The organism is Camelimonas abortus (genome assembly GCF_042432745.1).
GTDB lineage: Bacteria > Pseudomonadota > Alphaproteobacteria > Rhizobiales > Beijerinckiaceae > Camelimonas > Camelimonas abortus.
Genome location: NZ_JBHLWR010000006.1, coordinates 2847756 through 2865410, shown reverse-complemented (window position 1 = coordinate 2865410; position 17655 = coordinate 2847756). Strand labels below are relative to the sequence as shown.

The 17655-nt window shown below is 63.6% G+C and carries 21 protein-coding genes and 1 tRNA gene; 16 read left to right on the top strand and 6 right to left on the bottom strand.

All coding sequences use genetic code 11. The features are described 5' to 3' along the window. Positions 1–48: 48 nt before the first annotated feature. From ACFFJB_RS14725 to ACFFJB_RS14690, 8 genes are all read left to right on the top strand, one after another. Entirely contained in the window at positions 49–879 is an 831-nt protein-coding gene (locus ACFFJB_RS14725; protein ID WP_376829204.1) for a hypothetical protein, read from the top strand. 17 nt (positions 880–896) lie between these two features. After that, positions 897–2159 carry a P22 phage major capsid protein family protein gene (locus ACFFJB_RS14720; RefSeq protein ID WP_376829152.1) on the top strand — a complete coding sequence of 421 codons (1263 nt, stop codon included), beginning with the start codon at positions 897–899 and terminating at the stop codon, positions 2157–2159. 69 nt (positions 2160–2228) lie between these two features. Continuing rightward, positions 2229–2603 (top strand): hypothetical protein, encoded by a 375-nt coding sequence (locus tag ACFFJB_RS14715; protein WP_376829150.1) that lies wholly within the window; start codon positions 2229–2231, stop codon positions 2601–2603. After that, positions 2603–3982: a packaged DNA stabilization protein gene (locus ACFFJB_RS14710; protein WP_376829202.1), complete on the top strand. Its 1380-nt coding sequence runs from the start codon at positions 2603–2605 to the stop codon at positions 3980–3982. The genes ACFFJB_RS14715 and ACFFJB_RS14710 overlap by 1 nt, the downstream gene beginning before the upstream one ends. Next, positions 3982–5079: a hypothetical protein gene (locus tag ACFFJB_RS14705; RefSeq protein ID WP_376832483.1), complete on the top strand. Its 1098-nt coding sequence runs from the start codon at positions 3982–3984 to the stop codon at positions 5077–5079. The genes ACFFJB_RS14710 and ACFFJB_RS14705 overlap by 1 nt, the downstream gene beginning before the upstream one ends. Positions 5080–5088: 9 nt before the next feature. Next, positions 5089–5931: a hypothetical protein gene (locus ACFFJB_RS14700; protein WP_376832481.1), complete on the top strand. Its 843-nt coding sequence runs from the start codon at positions 5089–5091 to the stop codon at positions 5929–5931. Further along, the gene (locus tag ACFFJB_RS14695) at positions 5931–7739 is read left to right on the top strand and encodes a phage tail tip lysozyme (RefSeq protein WP_376832479.1); all 1809 of its coding nucleotides are present in this window, start codon (positions 5931–5933) and stop codon (positions 7737–7739) included. The genes ACFFJB_RS14700 and ACFFJB_RS14695 overlap by 1 nt, the downstream gene beginning before the upstream one ends. A gap of 12 nt (positions 7740–7751) precedes the next feature. Next, entirely contained in the window at positions 7752–9950 is a 2199-nt protein-coding gene (locus tag ACFFJB_RS14690) for a hypothetical protein (RefSeq protein WP_376832477.1), read from the top strand. Here ACFFJB_RS14690 and ACFFJB_RS14685 read toward each other — a convergent pair. The 4 genes from ACFFJB_RS14685 to ACFFJB_RS14670 all read right to left on the bottom strand — a co-directional run bounded on the left by ACFFJB_RS14685 (position 9936) and on the right by ACFFJB_RS14670 (position 11035). Continuing rightward, the gene (locus ACFFJB_RS14685) at positions 9936–10142 is read right to left on the bottom strand and encodes a hypothetical protein (protein ID WP_376832475.1); all 207 of its coding nucleotides are present in this window, start codon (positions 10140–10142) and stop codon (positions 9936–9938) included. The two genes, ACFFJB_RS14690 and ACFFJB_RS14685, sit on opposite strands and share 15 nt — an antisense overlap. Further along, complete coding sequence (locus ACFFJB_RS14680) at positions 10139–10351, bottom strand: hypothetical protein (protein ID WP_376832473.1); 213 nt, start codon at positions 10349–10351, stop codon at positions 10139–10141. Before ACFFJB_RS14680 ends, ACFFJB_RS14685 begins: the two co-directional genes overlap by 4 nt. Positions 10352–10488: 137 nt before the next feature. Further along, positions 10489–10698, bottom strand: coding sequence for a hypothetical protein (locus ACFFJB_RS14675; protein WP_376829137.1), 210 nt, complete (start codon positions 10696–10698; stop codon positions 10489–10491). 58 nt (positions 10699–10756) lie between these two features. After that, a complete protein-coding gene (locus tag ACFFJB_RS14670) occupies positions 10757–11035 on the bottom strand; it encodes a hypothetical protein (protein WP_376829135.1) in 279 nt (92 codons plus the stop codon). A 273-nt stretch (positions 11036–11308) separates the two neighbouring features. On the opposite strand from ACFFJB_RS14670, the gene ACFFJB_RS14665 reads away from it, so the two are divergent. From ACFFJB_RS14665 to ACFFJB_RS14635, 7 genes are all read left to right on the top strand, one after another. Then, entirely contained in the window at positions 11309–11650 is a 342-nt protein-coding gene (locus ACFFJB_RS14665) for a hypothetical protein (protein ID WP_376829133.1), read from the top strand. Between the two features lie 473 nt (positions 11651–12123). After that, the gene (locus ACFFJB_RS14660) at positions 12124–12891 is read left to right on the top strand and encodes a hypothetical protein (protein WP_376832472.1); all 768 of its coding nucleotides are present in this window, start codon (positions 12124–12126) and stop codon (positions 12889–12891) included. Next, complete coding sequence (locus ACFFJB_RS14655) at positions 12888–13304, top strand: hypothetical protein (RefSeq protein ID WP_376832470.1); 417 nt, start codon at positions 12888–12890, stop codon at positions 13302–13304. The genes ACFFJB_RS14660 and ACFFJB_RS14655 overlap by 4 nt, the downstream gene beginning before the upstream one ends. Before the next feature lie 177 nt (positions 13305–13481). Continuing rightward, positions 13482–13994 (top strand): hypothetical protein, encoded by a 513-nt coding sequence (locus ACFFJB_RS14650; protein WP_376832468.1) that lies wholly within the window; start codon positions 13482–13484, stop codon positions 13992–13994. 34 nt (positions 13995–14028) lie between these two features. Beyond that, positions 14029–14874, top strand: coding sequence for a glycoside hydrolase family 108 protein (locus ACFFJB_RS14645; protein WP_376832466.1), 846 nt, complete (start codon positions 14029–14031; stop codon positions 14872–14874). Then, complete coding sequence (locus ACFFJB_RS14640) at positions 14871–15116, top strand: hypothetical protein (protein WP_376832465.1); 246 nt, start codon at positions 14871–14873, stop codon at positions 15114–15116. Before ACFFJB_RS14645 ends, ACFFJB_RS14640 begins: the two co-directional genes overlap by 4 nt. Positions 15117–15235: 119 nt before the next feature. Beyond that, positions 15236–15481, top strand: coding sequence for a hypothetical protein (locus ACFFJB_RS14635; RefSeq protein ID WP_376832463.1), 246 nt, complete (start codon positions 15236–15238; stop codon positions 15479–15481). Positions 15482–15543: 62 nt separating this feature from the next. On the opposite strand, the gene ACFFJB_RS14630 is transcribed toward ACFFJB_RS14635, so the two are convergent. Both ACFFJB_RS14630 and ACFFJB_RS14625 read right to left on the bottom strand, forming a co-directional pair. After that, a tRNA-Ile gene (locus ACFFJB_RS14630) sits at positions 15544–15619 on the bottom strand. Positions 15620–15887: 268 nt separating this feature from the next. Beyond that, positions 15888–17108 (bottom strand): MFS transporter, encoded by a 1221-nt coding sequence (locus ACFFJB_RS14625; RefSeq protein ID WP_376832461.1) that lies wholly within the window; start codon positions 17106–17108, stop codon positions 15888–15890. Positions 17109–17320: 212 nt separating this feature from the next. Between ACFFJB_RS14625 and ACFFJB_RS14620 the strand changes: the two genes are divergently transcribed. Further along, positions 17321–17569 carry a hypothetical protein gene (locus ACFFJB_RS14620; protein ID WP_376832459.1) on the top strand — a complete coding sequence of 83 codons (249 nt, stop codon included), beginning with the start codon at positions 17321–17323 and terminating at the stop codon, positions 17567–17569. Positions 17570–17655: the final 86 nt, after the last annotated feature.

Here is a 17655-nt window from a genome sequence, read left to right as displayed (position 1 = left end):
GCGATGACGGGCGCCGCCCTTTGAGGCGGCTTTTTTGTGAGCACAGCAATGCAGGATGACGACCAGGTAGACGTGCCAGTGGCCGATGAGCCGCAGGCCGAAGCCGAACAGTCTGAGGTCACGACCGAAACGACGGACGAGGCCAAAACAGGACAGGAGGCTGAAGCAGACGCCGAAGGCGCAGACGCCGCAGGCGATGATGGCGACGAGCAAGAGGATGGCGAGAAGCGCAAGAGGCGGTCAGGCGTTGACCGGCTCAAGCGCAAAATCGCTGAGTTGACTGCTGAACTGGAATTGCAGCGCAGTCGCGGGCCTGTTCCCGCTGACAGTGAGGCGATCAGGCGAGCGGTTGAAGCGGAAGTGGGCGAGCCGCCAAAGATCGAGGATTTCGAGGATTATTTCGCGTATGAGCGCGCGATGACGGCCTACGAAATTGATCGACGGCTGGCAGAAAAGGAAGCGAAGCGCAACGCAGCCGCGCGTCAGGCGCAGATGACGGCTGCACAGCAGATCGCTTTGGAAGACTTCCGCGAGCGCGAGGCTGAGGTGGCGAAGGCCATCCCGGACTACGTGCAGACGATGGCGCAGGCTGGCGCAATGCCCGCATCTGATGCCGTTACCCGGCTTGTTATCGAGTCCGATAAGGGGCCACTGCTCAAGTACCATCTCGCGAAAAATCCGGCGGACCTCCAACGGCTTAACGCCATGGACCCGCTGTCTGCCGCGCGCGCTATCGGGCGACTGGAGGCCAAGCTGAGCCTGCCCACCGCAAACCGCACTTCTAAAGCCCCTCCGCCGACCGCCCCGATCAAGGGCGGCGCTGGCCCTGCATCCGATGAAGCAAAGTTGGAAGCGTGGCTGAAAGCGAAATACGGCTGACGGGCGGAGACTGACCAATGGCAAACCGCACTCTCCAGACTTCCCTCATCGCCAAGGCTGCCGTTCGCATCCTTGAAAACGAACTCGGCGCGGCCAAGGCCGTCTATCGCGGATACGAGGATGAATTTTCCAAGTCCGTGAATGGCTATGAGGTTGGCGACACCATCACCATTCGCCGCCCGGCCGACTTCACCGTTCGCGATGGCGCTGTGGCGTCCAATCAGGACGTGAGCGAGGGCAAGACCTCGCTTGTGATCGACAAGCAGAAGGGTATCGACTTCAGTTTCACGTCGAAGGAACTGACGCTCGACATCACCGAGCTGTCGGAGCGCGTCATTCGCCCGGCGATGATCCAGCTTGCCAACCAGGTGGACAAAGACCTGCTCAGCCTCGCCACGTCCGTTCCGAATTGGGTCGGCACTCCCGGCGAGAGCATCAAGGGCTTCAAGGATTTCGCCGCCGCCGTCGAGCGCCTGGACGAGCTCGGCGTCCCGAAGGGCGACCGCTCTGCCTTCCTTGCCCCGTCTGACTTCTGGGGCCTGCTCGGCTCGCAGACGAACCTTTACGTGCAGGACGCCGCTCGCGGTGCCTACCGTGAAGGCGCGCTTGGCAACATTGCTGGCGTGAACACCTTCATGAGCCAGAACGTCGCCACGTTCACCACTGGTTCGCGCTCTGGCTCGTCCATTGCGGTCAACGGCTCGATCACCGCAGCCACTGTGACGTGGGAAGCGGTGCGTGACACCAACGTCCAGACCATCAGCATTGACGGCCTTGGCGGTGCCACGCAGACGCTGGCGGCTGGTGACGTATTCACCATTGCCGACGTGTATGACGTCAACCCGGTGACGAAGCAGCCGCTGCCTTTCCTGAAGCAGTTCACCGTCGTTGAAGGTGCAACTGGCTCCGGCAGCGCCATCGCCTCGCTGAAGATCACGCCTGCGATGATCTGGAGCGGCGCGCACCAGACTGTCGCCGTGAAGGCTGGCGTAACCGATCTGGACAACAAGGCCATCACGCTCGTTGGCGCGGCCTCCACCGGCTACCGCCAGTCGATGATCTTCCACAAGAACGCCTTCGCTCTTGTGATGGCTCCGCTGGTCGCGCCGCCCGGCGCTGTCGATGTGGCCCGCGAGTCCTACAAGGGCATCTCGGCCCGTCTGGTCCCGTACTATGACGGCTCCAACGACGTGTCGCGGTACCGCCTGGACATTCTCTACGGCATCAAGGCCGTCGATCCGCGCCTTGCGATCCGCGTCAGCGGCAGCGCTGCGTCCTGACGCCTTCCGATACCATCACGACAAAAGGAGCGGCCTACGGGCCGCCCTATCCATTTCTGAGGGCATCACATGGCAAGCAAGGCCGAACTGATTGACGCGGTGCTGCAAGACCTTGGCGTGCTCTATGCCGGCCAGACTGCCGGTGCTTCTGACGCGGCGCTTGTTGAGCGGCGGCTAGAGAGCGTGCTGGCCGATCTGGCCCAGCGCAATGTCATCTATGTGCCGCCGGCTGACGATATTGACGATCAGGTTTTCCAGCTGCTGACAGACATTCTGGTTGAAACCTGCGCGCCGGCGTTTGGCCGTGGTCGCGAATATCAGGTGATCGAGCGGGCTGAATCCCGGTTGCGCACCATCGCCCGCATCGGCAAGGGCGTGCCTGGCGCTCGCCTCAAGGTTGATCGCTCGTTGCTCGGCGCGTCACGTCGGCAGGGTCGCCTCTGATGGTGGCAGTTCCCTTCCCCAAAAATTCCACGCCTGGATCGCGCCCCGGTGAGGGCGACGGTCGGCGGATCAACGCATGGGTTGACAAGGACGGCGACCGTGACGTGGTGCGCCGTTCGCCCGGCCTCGTGCATGTACTGTCCACCGGCAAGAGCGGCGTTCGCGGCGCGCTCAAGGTCAATGACGAGTGGGTGATTGTCTATGATGGCGCGGTGGTTCGCATCAGCGGGTCGACCGTAACCACGCTGACAGGCTCAATTCCCGGCACCGACGGCGTGACGCTGGCGCGCAACAACCGCACGACTGATGGTGTGTCCACGCCCGACATTGTGGCTGTGCGGGCGTCTGGCGGGGCTTACGTCATCGGGTCAAGCGCCGTCTCGGCCTACCCAGACGCTGATCTGCCGGCGACGGTCAACAGCGTCGAGTTTCTGGGTGGGTATTTTCACTTCACCGTGCCGGATGGCCGGCTGTTTGCCAGCGAGCTGAACAGCACGGACGTTAACGCGCTCAGCTTCACCACGGCAGAGAGCCGGGCCGATGGCCTGCGACGTGTGATTGCCGCCGGGTCGCTGCTGTACGCCATGGGCGAGTCCACGATTGAGCCGTACCAGAACGCGGGCACGATGCCCTACCCGATGCAGCGCGCTGCGACGGTGCTACCTGTAGGCGTCATCGCTCCGATGGCCGCAATCGGCAATGACGAGGCGTGGAATAACCCCATCTTTTTCGTGGGGTCCGACTTCACCGTGCGCGCTCTGAGCGGCTACGAAACGGCGCGGATTTCCACCCCGGACGTGGAGCGCTTCATCCAGGCGTCTGACCGGGCGTCAATCCGCATGTCGGCCTATGTCTGGCGCGGCGTGGGATTCGTCATCATCACGTCGGATCAGGGGTCGTGGGAATATGACACGACGGGCCGCGTGTGGAATGAGCGCACCAGCACTGGCGCAACCGGCTGGCGTGGTGGCCCGACGTGGTTCGACACTGACCGCTGGCTGGTCGCGGATCGCCTCACAGGCGACATTCTGACGTTCTCTGGATCCGTCTTTACCGAGAACGGCGCGGCCATGCCGGTGCATCTGGAGTCCGGCCCGGTGAAGGAATACCCGGCGCGCGTATCCATCCCGTCGCTGTTCATGGATTTCACCGAGACAGACGCCGACGTGGCTGTGTCGTGGTCGCATGACGGCGGAAAAACATGGTCCACGCCCGTTACTCGCTCACTGAAAGATGCTGAGACGTGGCCGGTGCGCGTCAATCGCCTTGGCATGAGCACGCATCACGGGCTTCGCGTGCGGATCACAACCGACACGGCGAAGGATTTCGCTTTTCTTGGCGCTAGCATCCCTGACCCTGACGCGAGGCCATCAGGCTAATGGCTGACGATCCAGACTATACAACCGGAACTGTTCCGCTTGAGGTCGATCCGCTCACCGCGCCTTACGTCATGCCACGCGAGGTGCGGCGGATTGATGGCGGTGGATTCCCGACTACAGCAATGCTGGATTGGGAACAGGCGTCGCGCAGTTGGATGGTCAAAACGACCGTGGACCTGCAACGCAAGGTGACGACAGTTGAGCAGGAGACTGCTGACGCATTCGCCCGCGTTCAGGATGACATGAGTGCTGTCGTCGGCGCTGGCGAGGCTCTGGCGTCGCGTGTGACTGCTGTTGAGGCTGGTGTTGGCGCAAACGCAGCGGCCATCATCAGTGAACAGACTGCGCGCGCGAACGGTGACAGTGCGCTGGCAAGTAGCATCAGCAGCTTGACGGCGACTGTCAGCAGTAACACCGCCGCGATAACAGCGGAGCAGACTGCGCGCGCGAACGGCGATAGTGCTCTGGCGAGTTCGATCAGCAGTCTATCCACGACGGTCGGCGGTCACACCGCGTCCATTTCCAGCCTGATGACGTCCGTGAATGGCCTTGGCGTCCAGTATGCGGTGCAGGGCTACGTCGGGGGATCATATGGCGGCTTTGTCTTCACCGGCGTGAAGCGTGCTGATGGTGCTGGCGCAACCTATCTCCTGGAAATCACGTCAAACGTCGTAATCAATGGCGATCTGCTAGTCACGGGCACGGTCTTCAACGATAAGCTAAGCGACAGCGCCGTCTCCCGTGCCTGGGCCGCCGAAGGAGGGACCTCGGCATCAATTACCCCGACATTCAGGGGTACCGGATTTCTCGAAATTTACGCCCAATTCAAGGGCGATGCGAACGCTTACGCAGCCATTGACCAGTTCGTTCTGCGTGTCCGCGAGGATGGAAACATCATCTCCGACACCCCGATTAACCACGCCCAAAACGGCACGGGGTCTAGTGCGGCGAGCCGCTACGGTGCGACCAGCATAATTCACGTCCGCACACCATCCGCCGGATCCCACACGTACAGCGTCGAACTCGTCAAGACTGTCGCCGCGACCGGGATCCATATCAGCGGCTGCCTGATCATCGCCAAAGAGTTCTCGAAATAGGATAGCGCCATGGCACTTTTCTCTGGATCATCCCAACGCCGCTTGGCGATGTGGCAGATTGGCGAGGCTCAGAAGGAACGTGAGCGCAATGATGCTCTGATCGCTGAAGCTCGTGGGCAGGCGCTTAACGAGATCGGTTCTGGCGTCGATCAGGCGGTGCCCTATTACACGGGCGCAATCGACCGCTTCCAGCCGTGGGTGCAGTCTGGGCTGGATGCTGTCGGCCAGTACAACACCACGCTAGGCGATATCGGCGCAGCCAATGACCAGTATCGCGCGCGGCAGGATGACATTTACGGCTATGGCGGCGCAGAAGGCACTGCGCGCGCCCGCGCAGCATTCAATTCATCGCCGGGCTATGAATACCAGCGTGACCAGGCCATTGACGCTGTGGCCCGCAAACAGTCAGCAATGGGCATGCTTGGCAGCGGCAACACCGCCACGGCCATTCAGGACCGTGCGACGCAGCTTGCCAATCAGGACTACTGGAATTGGGTGAACGGCCAGAACACCAGCCAGAATACCTGGCTGCAAGGCGCTCAGACGCGACTGGCTGGCTATGGCAACCTTGCGCAGCTCGGCGCTAACGCCACCAGTCAGCAGGCTCAGCTTGAGCGCGGCATCGGTGATCTGTACGCGGGCGCAGGCGCTCAGAAGGGCAACGTCTGGATGCAGGGCGCTGGCCTGAACGTCGGCAGCAACAACAACTACCTGAACAGCATTTCGCAGTCTGCGCAGACGGCTGGCCGGGCGGGACAGGATGCGCTCGCCAGCAACCTCAACTTCGGCATCAACGCGCTGGGCACCGTTCTTGGCGGCGCGTCGTCGCTCAAAAAGGCGGGGTTCTTCTGATGGCAGCGTATTCCTTCGATGGCGCGTTCAGGAACCTCAACAGCGCGGTCACGGGCTTTGGCGACGCTTACGAGGAAGAGCGGAAGCGCAACGCCTTGGCTGGGCTGGGCCAGCGTCTAGCTGCGGGGGATTACGCCGGAGCGGCCCAAGGCCTGATGGCTGCCGGTGACGTCACCAATGGCCTGAAGGCGCTTGAACTCGGGCGCACGCTGGAGCAGCAGAAGGCGGCGAGCGCAGCCGTGGCTGGCGCTCTTGGCGGTGGCATGACCGACCTGAACGCGCCCGGTGGCGGCATTGCCGTCGGCGGGGCTCCTGCGCCTGCGGTCAACCTCGGCACACCGAACCAGATCGAAACGCGCTTCATGTCGGCCCTGCGAGAGTCCGGGCTGAACAATCCGTTCGGCCTCGCGACCGTCGCGGCTTATGGCAAGCGTGAATCTGGCTGGTCGCCACAGAACGCCAATCGCACGTGGTCTGATCCGTCGCAGAGCGGCAAAGCTGGCACGTCTGGCGGTCTGTTCTCATGGCGCAATGAACGGCTGCGGAACCTTTACAAATTCGCCCAGCAGCGAGGCGAGAAAATCGGGGCTATCAGCCCTGAGACGCAGGCGGCTTTCCTTGCCAGCGAAGACCCGACATTGATTCCGCGCCTGAACGCGGCCAAGTCGGTCGATGAGGCCAATCGCATCATGGCCAACGCCTGGCGGTTTGCTGGGTATCAGGGGAATTCGCCTGAGTACAATGCCCGGCTCAAGACAGCGATGGCCTACCTGCCTCGTTTCCAAGGGCAGCCAAACACCATTCAAGCTGCAACTGGACAGCAGCAGACGCAGGTGGCGCAGGCTGACGCTCCAGCCGAAGGAGCGCGGCCAGCGCAGGGCTTCGCGGTGCCGGGGCAGGGTCAGTCATCTGTCCGCGCGCCCATGACGCCACAGCAGGCGCAGGCCGGCATGCGTCGTATCCAACAGGTCATCGCCGCTACGCCGGGGCTTAACCCCGCTCAGATCAAGGTGCTGGAGCAGCGTTACAACGAACTGGCCAAGTGGGCTGATCCGACGACCGCGCAGACGATGGCGCTCAACGATCTGAAGATCCGACAGGCAGAACAGGGTCTGTCTGGGGACAAGATGCAGCGTGAGGCCGCAGATCGAGCAGTGGTCGCGGAACAACTCGGCCTTACCCCAGGATCGCCGGCGTATCAGTCATATGTGCTTACCGGCAAAATGCCCCGCGAGGATCAGCAACCGCTTACCGCCACGGACAAGAAGGCCATCCTCGAAGCAGACGAGATGGTTGAGGCCAATCAGGGCGCGATCAACAGCCTGAAAACCGCGCTCAAACTGAGCGACAAGGCGCTCGAAGGCTTTGGAGCCAGTGGCCGGGCATGGGTGGCCAATAACCTGCCTGACTGGATGGTCCCTGATGGCGTCGCCTCAAAGGAACAGGGGCAGGCGACGGCTGAACTCGAAAATGTTGTTGTCGGCAATGCGCTCAACTCGCTCAAGACGATCTTTGGCGGCAATCCGACGGAAGGTGAACGCGCGATCCTGTTACAGATGCAGGGATCTGCAAGCCAGCCAAAGGCTGTTCGCGAACAGATTTACAAGCGCGCCATCGCGGCTGCTGAACGGCGGCTGAAGTTCAACGAGCGTCGGGCGCAGGAGATGCGCGGCGGGACATATTTCAAAGCAGGCAACAGCCCGCAATCTGGAAACATCCCTGTCGTGTCGTCACCGCAGGAGCTGGAGGCGCTGCCATCGGGCACGACGTTCCAAGCCCCCAATGGCGCAATCAAAATCAAGCCCTGAGTGGGGGTGCGAATGGCTAACTGGTGGGATTCCTATCCTGACGCGCCGTCACCAGGCGGCAACGTGAGTGCACCGGCAACTGGCGGCAACTGGTGGGATGCGTACCCTGACGCGCCATCGCAGCAAAGCGCATCGCCGGCACCCGCGCAGCAGTTCGACACGGGGCGCTTTGACCTCGGCAGCGTGAAGAATGACCCGTCGCTGGCCGCCGGCCTCAACGCGAAGAAAGCCGGGATCGAGGCGCAGGCTGCAACGCCCGACCCGGCAATGGAGGCGTGGCAGGCGGCGCAGCGGGCCAGTCTGGTCACCAAAAGCGGACCGAACGTTAGCCGCCATACCATTCCGAAGTACTCATCGGCGGCGGACCGCGTGGGCGTAGCCGCCGGCGGGTTTGTCGAAGGTATCCCGATTGTCGGGCCGATCCTGACTGGTGCGGCTGAACGTGCGGCTGTGCTTGTCGGTCAGCCATTCGTCAGCGAAAGCTACAGCAACCGGCTTGCTGCGTTGCAGGCGGATCGCGAGCGAGCAAAGGAAGCGCATCCATACATCAACGCCGGCACTCAGTTGGCTGGCGGGCTTGTGTCTACGGGTGCTGTCGCCAACACGCCGATGGGCGCGAAGCTGCTGGGCGATGTGGGGGGCAACATTGGCCGAAGGATGGCCGCCGGCGGCATTTCTGGCGGCGCAATTGGCGGGCTGGACGCGCTGACACGCAGCGGGGGCGATTTGGAAAGCGCCGCACGAGGCGCGGCCCTCGGTGGCGGGATCGGGTTCGTTGCTCCTGCCGTGATTTCTGGCGTGAGCAAGGTCGCAGACGCAGCGGCGAAGAAGGCCAGCGCTGGCTATCGGGTCAAAGAAGCCCTATCCCGCGATGCTGCTGCTGGGAACCAGATGCTGACCCGGCAGGAGCTTGCGGCGTTGCAAGCCGAAGGCGTTCCAGTTGTCGTGGCCGACATGGGCGGCGAGACGACACGCGCTCTTGCCCGTAGCGCGGCTAACACGTCACCCGAGGCGCGCGACGCGCTCAACAAGGTGGTGTCGGAACGCTTCGCCACGCAGTCTACCCGGATTGCCGATGACGTAGCTGGCCTGTCTCCGCTCGGAGCCAATGCCACTGAATCGCTCGACAAGCTGCGGGCGGCTGCTCGCGCAGCAAACCGTCCACGCTATGCTGCGGCGTATGCCAAGGGCGCAACTGGAGTATGGGATGATGAACTGGCCGCCCTGACCCGCGCGCCAGACGTTGCAGACGCTATCCGTAAGGCTACGCGCACCGGCAACAACAAGGCTGTGGCTGACGGTTTCAAGCCAGTCACCAATCCGTTTGTTGTTACGGATGCCGGCGACGTTGTGTTGCGGCAGGCGGCAGATGGCTCAACCGCCATCCCGTCGCTTCAGTTCTGGGATTACGTCAAGCGGAACCTGGACGATACCATTGAAGCCGCAAAACGAGCCGGCAACAGGAACGCCGCTGCCGACGCAACGGCGCTAAAGCAGAAACTTGTCGCCAAACTCGATGCAATTGTGCCGGAGTATGCTGCGGCCAGGTCCGGTGCAGCGGCGTTTTTCGGTGCGGAGGATGCGCTGGAGGCCGGCCAGAAGTTCCTGACGGCCAAGGGGCAAAACGAAGCATACAGGAAAGCGTGGGGGCAGTTCTCTGCGCCAGAGAAAGCCCTGTTCAGAGAAGGCTATGCGTCTGCTCTGGCATCGAAGCTGCGCGAGACGCCTGACCGCCTGAATGCCGTCAATCAGTTGATGCGCAGCCCTGCCGAGCGTGAGCGCATCCGCATGGTGTTCGGGCCGCAGGGCGCTGCCAAGCTGGAAGCTCGCCTGCGCGTTGAGAACATCATGGATGGCCTGCGCACAGCCGTTCAGGGCAACAGCACGACGACGCGGCAACTTATGGAGATGGGCATGGCCGGCGGTGTCGGTAGTGCCATCACCGGCTGGCAGAGCGGTATGGACCCTAGTTCAATGAGCATCGGGTTTGTACTTGGTGCTGCTGCGCGTTACGGCGGCGGCAAAATTGACGCCCGAGTGGCGCAACAGGTCGGGAAACTGCTTTCCAGCAGCGACCCCGCCATGATTGATCGCGCCTTCCAGATGGCAGCGGCAAGGCCGGCAATCATGCGGCTTCTGGAAAATGCAGAGCGGATTCTCGTTTCTGGCAGCGGAGCTATCGGTGGTCAGTCGGCATCACCGCGCCGTTAGCACAGCGTGAAGTCCTGCGATCAGCAGAACAAGCGGGAGCAGGATGCTGCCATAGACGACATGCCAAGGCGTGTCGTCTTCCCCTTTCTCCCGCTTGGAATGCAGGTAGAGGCCGTAGACCAGCGCCACCGTCAGCATATTAGCCATCATGACGGCGGCGAACACGGACCAGAATTCGGTAGGGAACTTCAAAGCTGGCCTCGCTGGCGTTCGACGTTGTCCAATCGGTCTTTCAGCTTCCGGATCTCATCTTCCTGTTCGTTCACAGCTAGCTGCGCGTTGTACACGAACGTCACTGTGAACATAGTCAGTAGCATTACAGCCCCCGGCGCAGACTGATCCGCGACCCACCAGAGAACCAAGCCGGCAGCAAGCCCGTACATGGCATACCGGAATTTCATTCGGCGTCCTTTGGGTTGGCAGTGATGAGTCGTTTTGGGCGGATGGCTCGCACCAGCCCCCAGAGTGATCCCGCGACGCTAGCACGGCCAGTTCAAACGGAAAACGTAACGCTGGCGTGGCGGGCGGCCAGGCAGGCTCACTTGGGCGTTGAAATGAGTAACAGCCCAATCACCAAAAAGGCCCCAGGCATAATGATGCTGCCATAGATGACATGCCACGGCGTGTCATCCTCGCCCTTCTCACGCTTCGAGTGCAGGTAAACGCCGTATAGGAAGCCGACCGTAAGCAGGTTAGCGGCAATAACTGCCGAGAACGTGAGCCAGAAGTCGAGCGGGAGGATCTTCATACTCAGCCTTTACCATCGTTAGCGGGAACGTCTCCATAACGCTCCCGCCGCCATCGCCTTATCGTGTCGCCTTTCGGAACTCGATTCCGCATTTTTTCATGCGGGACGCCTGCTCAATGGCTTCCATCTCGCCTTTGAGGCGCGCTACCTCAGCACTGGTCGCACCATCGCCCTTGATAAAGAACAGGGCGGGCCAGAACAGGACAATGCCGACGCCTGTAGCAACAGCGTCATTGGTCGATTTCTGATCTTGAACGCCAATAGCTTGCGCTGCCCTTTGCGACAGACGTTGCGCCTCATAGGAGATTTCGTCGCAAGTGAAGTCTTTGTAGATCATGGGCGAGACATATGCCGCGCCGATGTTCTCCGATTTAGACGCACACGCTGCCAGCACCAGACACGCTAGCCCAACAATCCCAAGTCTCATGCTTAGCCCCCATAGCGATTCCGCGACGCTAGCACGGCCAGTTCAAACGGAAAACGTAACGCAGCGTCAGCCACCCTACCCGCTCATCAAGCGCCATCTCATCCAGCGGCGGTGGATAGATCAACCATCGCCCCCCCCTGTTCAGCAAGCCGCCTCCGGGCGGCGTTTTCTATGGAGCCGCCAATGGCCGGTGCTGGCTATTCCGTCGACTTGTCATTCACCGACGATGAGGCGTTTGAATTCGCCGTCGCGCTGTCGTCTGCCACCGATGAGCCTATTGAGTGGGACGATTACCGTGCCGAGTATTCAGTCCGGCGCGAGGATCAGCAGCTGGCGCTCCTGACCAGTGACAACGGCATCGACGCTGACGTGATCGATGGCGAGTTTTTGTTGACCATTTCATCGCCGTCGCTGGCGCTGGAGCCGGGTTGCTATCGCCACGGCCTGCGGCTTGTCGAAATCGAGACGGGCAAAGCGGCGCAGCTGTTCGACGGCATCATCACCATCACCGAAGGGAATTTCTGATGAGCGTTGCTCTTCTTAACCGGCAGCGCGTGCGCCTGCGCGTGCTGCCCGGCCTCGTTGGCCCTCAGGGTCCCAAGGGTGATCCGGGGCCTCAGGGCGAGCCCGGCCCCCCCGGAGAGACTGGTCCGCAGGGTCCGACTGGGCCTAAGGGAGACCAGGGTGTGCCTGGTCCCCAGGGCTCGGTAGGTCCTATGGGGCCTCAGGGACCTAAGGGAGACAAAGGCGATCAAGGCGCCAGCTTTACTGTTAACGCTACAGGGCCACTAGCAGACAGAAGCCTTTACGACAGCGAGCCTGTTGGGTTTTCGTTCCTGTCTACGGATGAAGGGCTGCTGTATATTCGTGAGGGAGCCTCGGGGTGGTCTCCCGGTATTCCGTTCGGTAAGGGCGACACCGGTCCTGGCGTTGCGCCTGGGGGCTCCTCCGGGCAGGTGTTATCCAAGACGTCTTCAACCGATTATGACACAGGGTGGGTGACGCTGACCAAGGCCGACGTTGGCCTCGGCAACGTTGACAACACGTCTGACCTCGCCAAGCCGGTCAGCAGCGCCACGCAGGCCGCGCTGAATGGCAAGGCTAACGCCAGCGTCACCATCTCTGCCGGAACGGGTCTGACAGGCGGCGGCGACCTCACTTCCAACAGGACGATTTCGCTCGACGCCGCATCTGTCGCTAGTTTGGCGATGGCCGACGCCGCTGTTCGCTACGACACCGACTCTCAGGGCCTGAACAGTACGCAACGCACCAACGCCCTGACGAACCTTGGCGTTACGAGTACCGGCAGGAGTGTGCTCACAGCAGCAAGCCAGTCAGGTGCGCGCACAGCCATTGAGGCACAGCAGTCGCATGCAAACCTGACGGCGCTGTCCGGCGTATCGGCTGCCGCAGACCGTTTGCCGTATTTCAACGGCGCGTCGTCAATGACGTATACGACGCTGTCGGCATTCGCCCGCACGCTTCTGGACGATGCGGATGCTGCGGCGGCCCGCACGACACTCGGAGCCGCTCCGCTCCCGAAATCCACGATCGGCACTGGCATCTGGCTCCCATTCCAGTCCAGTGCGCCGGGACAGCCCGCAATCCTTCCGGCAGGCGGCACATACGCATATTTTTTGATCACCTATAATGCGTCTGGTGTGATCTCGGGCCCGGTTAGCGCAGGCATAGCGGCAGGGGGGGCGACGGTTGGCGTCCCCATGTCGAACATCTACCACAGCGGTCTCGCATGGAGCATCGCATGACGATCCTACTCATCTATCGGCGACCGGACGGAACCTTTGTGGCCGACCTGAACGGGCTTCCGTACCACGTCATCCCATCTGATCCCTATTGGGATGAAGCCGTGGCTGAAGCGGCCCGTCTCGGCGACGCGCTGCCCTTTGAGCCTGAGCCAGAGCCACAGCCGCAAGCCATCCCGCCACTGACGCGCCGCCAGCTGCGCCTCGGACTGCTGTATGCTGGCATCTCCACGTCGCAGGTGGAGGACGCGATTGCGGCGATCCCGGACCCGACAGATCGGGAGGTCGCTTTGATCGAGTGGCAGGACGCCACGATCTACGAGCGCAGCCACCCGCTGATTGACCAGATCGGGTCGGCGCTCGGCCTGACGCCGGAGCAGATCGACGCGATGTGGGCAGACGCCGCAGCGCTGTGACCAGCAGCACACCCCGGACAACAGCCCGCCTTCTGGCGGGCTTTTTTTGTCGGAGGATACTATGTGGCTCCGAATGACGATGGCGGCCCTTGCGCTGGCCGCCCTGACCGCGTGCGCGGGCCGGGATAGTGCTTCCCGCCTGCACGACGTGGTGCGCTACCACTATGAGGGCGGGCGATGACGGCGGTGCTGGTCGTCCTGCTGTGCGCAGTCCTGAACCGGATGCGTGGTGACGACCGCTGGCGGCCCCGCTGGCTCCCTGGGCGGGCGCTCTGGTACGTAACGCCGCTGGTTGCCGGTGCTGCCGTCATGCAGACTGGATCGGCGCTGCTCGGCGCTATCTGGGCGCTTGGCTATCTGCTCTGGGCCACCCCGTCATGGGGCCATCTGATCGGCATGGGGCGATTCATGCCGGATCGCTCGCCGGGCTGGTTCGAGGCGATGTTGCTGGACTGGTCGCGCGGGCGCATCCCGCTGGCCTTCTGGGCGCGAAATTTGCTCGCCTTGCCTGCGTTCGCCGGCATCGCTCTTGTCTATGGCAGCGCGTGGCCTGCCCTGCTCGCCTTTCCGTTCGCGGCGTTGATTGTGGTCGCATACGAGGCAGCATGGCGGCTCCGACCGCACAACCCGATATGGCTCGCAGAGGCGCTAACCGGCGCGCTCTGGGGGCTCGCAATCCTGACCATCTGACCCGCTTCGGCGGGCTTTTTTATGGGTGCTCCACATGGCTGCATCAACGTACAAAGAGGCTCTTTCCGCCGTGCTGAAGCACGAAGGCGGCTACGTGAACCATCCGGCAGACCCTGGCGGCGCTACCAACCGTGGCGTCACCCAGCGGGTCTATGATGCCGAGCGCAAGCGGCGTGGTCTGCCTACTCGGTCCGTCCGGCAGATCACTGACGCCGAATTGCAGGCGATCTATCGTCAGCAGTATTGGGAGAAAATCCGCGGAGACGACCTGCCGCCTGGTGTGGATTACGTCGTCTTTGACGGCGCGGTGAATAGCGGCGTCGCTCAGTCGGCAAAGTGGCTTCAGCGAGCGCTGGGTGTCCGCGTGGACGGCATCATCGGCAATGCGACCATCGCCGCGTGCTGGGACGTGAAAGACCATGACGCGCTGATTGCCGACATTTGCGCGCGTCGCATGGCTTTCCTTCAGGCACTCAAAACCTGGCCGACGTTCGGAAAGGGCTGGTCGCGGCGCGTCTCTGACGTGCTCAGAACGGGCCAGCAGTGGGCGCGTGGCAAGGTAGGTCCGGCTGTCACCGTCGTCGAGCCAGGCATGTCCGCCAAAGCGAATGTCGAGGATGCACGCCCGTTGCCATCCAGCGGCATGGCTGACGCGGCTATCGGCGGCGGGTCTGTGCTCGGCGTGATCGGCGGGGCGCTTGAAGGTGCTCGTGATGCGCTGACGCCTCTTGCCGGCGGGTCTGCCACTGTCAATGGCATCGTCGCCGTGCTGGTTGTCGCTGGCGTGGCGCTTGCTGTCGGCGGCGCTATCTGGCGGGCGCAGCAGCAGCGCAAGGCGGCGCAGGTGGCTGACGCGCTAGGCTATGCGGTGGCGGCATGATTGCATTCATTCTCACTCACTGGCGCACTGTGGCCGCGATTGGCGCTGTCGCGGTGCTCGCGCTGCTCGCGTGGCGCATCAATGATCTGGCCTATGAGCGCGGCAAGGCCGACGCCACCGCCCGGCAAATCCACATTGAAAGAGGGCTTACCGATGAAGCGAATCGCGCTGATGCTGACGCTCGCCGCTGTGCTGCCGATCCTGACTGCCTGCGCCGCGACGACGGGTGGCGTAGGGACTGAAGCGACGTGCGCTCAATGGCGCGCGATTAGCTGGAGCCAGCACGACACTGCCGAGACGATTGGCGAAGTGAAAGCATCGAATGCACGCCGCAAGGCCTGGTGCGAGTGAGGTGGCACGCATGGAGCTAGCAGCTTGGCAGGAGATTGCCGCCGTCGTCGCCATTATGTCTGTGCTCAGCGGAGTTGTGTGGAAGCTTCAATCCCAGATCAACCAGCAGTCGCGTGAGTTGGACGCGTTCAGGGTCGAGGTTGCCCAAACCTACGTCACCGCAAAGGCCATGCGCGAGATGGAGGATCGCATCAGCCAGGCGATTGGCCGGCTGGCTGACAGGCTCGACAGGCTGTTTGAGATAGGGCCGAGATGACGGGCGTTAGGTTCAATGAACCTGCGAGCACTCCGCAATTTTAGCCTAAGTCATTGATTTTATGGTGGGCCCGGCAGGACTCGAACCTGCAACCAGACCGTTATGAGCGGCCGGCTCTAACCATTGAGCTACAGGCCCGTCGCTTCCCGGCGGCGCTCCCGCGCCTTCTCCGCGCGCCGCGACGCCGCGCGCCCGACGCTGCGAACCTCGGCCGGAAAGGCCGGAGACAGTCACCGTCCCTAAATGCCATGGCGACGCCGGCGCAGCAAGGCCGCCGGCGCGCGGCGGGCGCGTCAGCCACAGCCCGCCGTGCGACGCACGACCTGGACCCTGCATGAACCCCGCATGAAGCCGGCCCTGGCCCGGGCCCGAACCGGCTCCGGCGCGCCCGCGCGCGGGCCGCCGCTCACGCGGCCGCCATCGCCGGCCGGTGCAGCCCCCGCTGGCGCAGCAGCAGGAACAGCACGACGCCGCCGTTCATCAGGTTGAACATCAGCCCGTTGAGGAACGCGGCCTGGTAGGAGCCGGTGACGTCAAAGATCAGCCCCGACATCCAGCCGCCCAGCGCCATGCCGATCACGGTGGCGAACACCAGCACGCCGACGCGGCCGCCTGCCTCGCCAGCCGGGAAATATTCGCGCACGATGATGGCGTAGCTGGGCACCAGACCGCCCTGGAACAGGCCGAACAGCGCCGAGATCACGTAAAGCGACGGCAGGCTGTCGAACATCAGGTAGAGCGCAAGCGCCACGCCCTGGGCCACGGAGCTGAGAAACAGCGCCCCCAGACCGCCGATGCGGTCGGCGATGAAGCCGCAGCCGATGCGGCTGATGATGCCGCAGGCAAGCATCAGCGACAGCATCTCCGCGCCGCGCGCCGCGCCATAGCCCAAGTCGCCGCAATAGGAGACGATGTGCGCCTGCGGCATGGCCATGGCGACGCAGCAGGCCACCCCCGCCAGCGCCAGCAGCGTCTGCAGCCGCGCCGGGCTGATGCGCAGCGCCCGGACCGGATCGGCGAACGCCTGCACGGCTCCCGCCGCCCCGGAGGGAACCGCCGGCGCGCGCCGGCGCAGCAGCAGCGCCAGCGGAATCATCGTCGCCACGCAAAACAGCGCCACGCCCACATGCGTCGCGCGCCAGCCCCACAGCGCCACCGAGCGCTCGACCACCGGCGGCCAGAACGCGCCGGCGAGGTAATTGCCGGAGGCGCAGATCGCCACCGCAAGGCCGCGACGTTTCAGGAACCAGCAGGAGATGTCCGCCACCAGCGGCCCGAAACAGGCCGATGAACCGGCGCCGATGAAGAAAAACAGCAGCGCGAAGGCAGGAATGCCCGGCGCCGCGGCGCTGGCGGCGTAGCCGGCCGCCATCAGCAGCGTTCCCAGCGCCATGGGCGCGGCCACGCCCGTGCGGTCGGCCAGCCGGCCGAAGGCCACGCCGCCGACGCCAAAGCCCAGCATCACCATGGTGAAGGGGAGCGAGGTGGCGGCGCGGTCCACGCCGAACTCCGCCTGCACCGCAGGCATCACCACCACCACCGACCACATGCCGACGCCGCCGATGGTGCTCAGCAGCACGGCCGCCACCAGGCGCCGCCACGCGACGCCGCCGTCAATCTCACCCATTCGCCCTGCTCCCCTGGCCGCCTGCGCGGCGGCGACGTTTCCTCCGGTTCTGTGAAAAAATATCCTGCGCCAGCCAGAAAGCACGCATGTTTTGTTTCACGCCGTCCGGCCGCGCGGGCCCTGCAGCCGCCCGCCCCGGCGGCGGTGATTGCGCAGGCGGGCGCAAGGGCGCATCTGACAGGGGCGCGAACCCGCGCGAACGGGGTGGCGACATGCTGCGACTGTGGGGAATCTGGGTGATCGCCAGCGTCATCGCCGGCCTTGTTCTGGGCTGGCACGGGCGCGCCGGCGCGGCGACCGCCGCGGGCCTCGCCTGCGGCGCCTGCGCCTTCGGGCTCAATGTCGGCATGGGCGACGCCGCTGGCTCCGCCCTGTGGTCGATGGCGGCTGGGGGAAGCGGCTTCATCGCCGGCGGCCTCGCCGGCCAGGGCCTCGCCGCCCTGTGGCGCCGGCGGCGCTGACGGCGCCCCGAGGGGCGCCTTGACCCGGATCGCCGCCGGGGCCGATCATGCCCTCCTGACAGCGGGAAAACCCGCGCACGCACGGG

Bases quoted from the DNA above. Each gene is read 5' to 3' on its own strand.
- ACFFJB_RS14725 (WP_376829204.1), top strand. From the start codon at position 49: ATGCAGGATGACGACCAGGTAGACGTGCCAGTGGCCGATGAGCCGCAG.
- ACFFJB_RS14720 (WP_376829152.1), top strand. From the start codon at position 897: ATGGCAAACCGCACTCTCCAGACTTCCCTCATCGCCAAGGCTGCCGTT.
- ACFFJB_RS14715 (WP_376829150.1), top strand. From the start codon at position 2,229: ATGGCAAGCAAGGCCGAACTGATTGACGCGGTGCTGCAAGACCTTGGC.
- ACFFJB_RS14710 (WP_376829202.1), top strand. From the start codon at position 2,603: ATGGTGGCAGTTCCCTTCCCCAAAAATTCCACGCCTGGATCGCGCCCC.
- ACFFJB_RS14705 (WP_376832483.1), top strand. From the start codon at position 3,982: ATGGCTGACGATCCAGACTATACAACCGGAACTGTTCCGCTTGAGGTC.
- ACFFJB_RS14700 (WP_376832481.1), top strand. From the start codon at position 5,089: ATGGCACTTTTCTCTGGATCATCCCAACGCCGCTTGGCGATGTGGCAG.
- ACFFJB_RS14695 (WP_376832479.1), top strand. From the start codon at position 5,931: ATGGCAGCGTATTCCTTCGATGGCGCGTTCAGGAACCTCAACAGCGCG.
- ACFFJB_RS14690 (WP_376832477.1), top strand. From the start codon at position 7,752: ATGGCTAACTGGTGGGATTCCTATCCTGACGCGCCGTCACCAGGCGGC.
- ACFFJB_RS14680 (WP_376832473.1), bottom strand. From the start codon at position 10,351: ATGAAATTCCGGTATGCCATGTACGGGCTTGCTGCCGGCTTGGTTCTC.
- ACFFJB_RS14675 (WP_376829137.1), bottom strand. From the start codon at position 10,698: ATGAAGATCCTCCCGCTCGACTTCTGGCTCACGTTCTCGGCAGTTATT.
- ACFFJB_RS14670 (WP_376829135.1), bottom strand. From the start codon at position 11,035: ATGATCTACAAAGACTTCACTTGCGACGAAATCTCCTATGAGGCGCAA.
- ACFFJB_RS14665 (WP_376829133.1), top strand. From the start codon at position 11,309: ATGGCCGGTGCTGGCTATTCCGTCGACTTGTCATTCACCGACGATGAG.
- ACFFJB_RS14655 (WP_376832470.1), top strand. From the start codon at position 12,888: ATGACGATCCTACTCATCTATCGGCGACCGGACGGAACCTTTGTGGCC.
- ACFFJB_RS14650 (WP_376832468.1), top strand. From the start codon at position 13,482: ATGACGGCGGTGCTGGTCGTCCTGCTGTGCGCAGTCCTGAACCGGATG.
- ACFFJB_RS14645 (WP_376832466.1), top strand. From the start codon at position 14,029: ATGGCTGCATCAACGTACAAAGAGGCTCTTTCCGCCGTGCTGAAGCAC.
- ACFFJB_RS14640 (WP_376832465.1), top strand. From the start codon at position 14,871: ATGATTGCATTCATTCTCACTCACTGGCGCACTGTGGCCGCGATTGGC.
- ACFFJB_RS14635 (WP_376832463.1), top strand. From the start codon at position 15,236: ATGGAGCTAGCAGCTTGGCAGGAGATTGCCGCCGTCGTCGCCATTATG.
- ACFFJB_RS14625 (WP_376832461.1), bottom strand. From the start codon at position 17,108: ATGGGTGAGATTGACGGCGGCGTCGCGTGGCGGCGCCTGGTGGCGGCC.
- ACFFJB_RS14620 (WP_376832459.1), top strand. From the start codon at position 17,321: ATGCTGCGACTGTGGGGAATCTGGGTGATCGCCAGCGTCATCGCCGGC.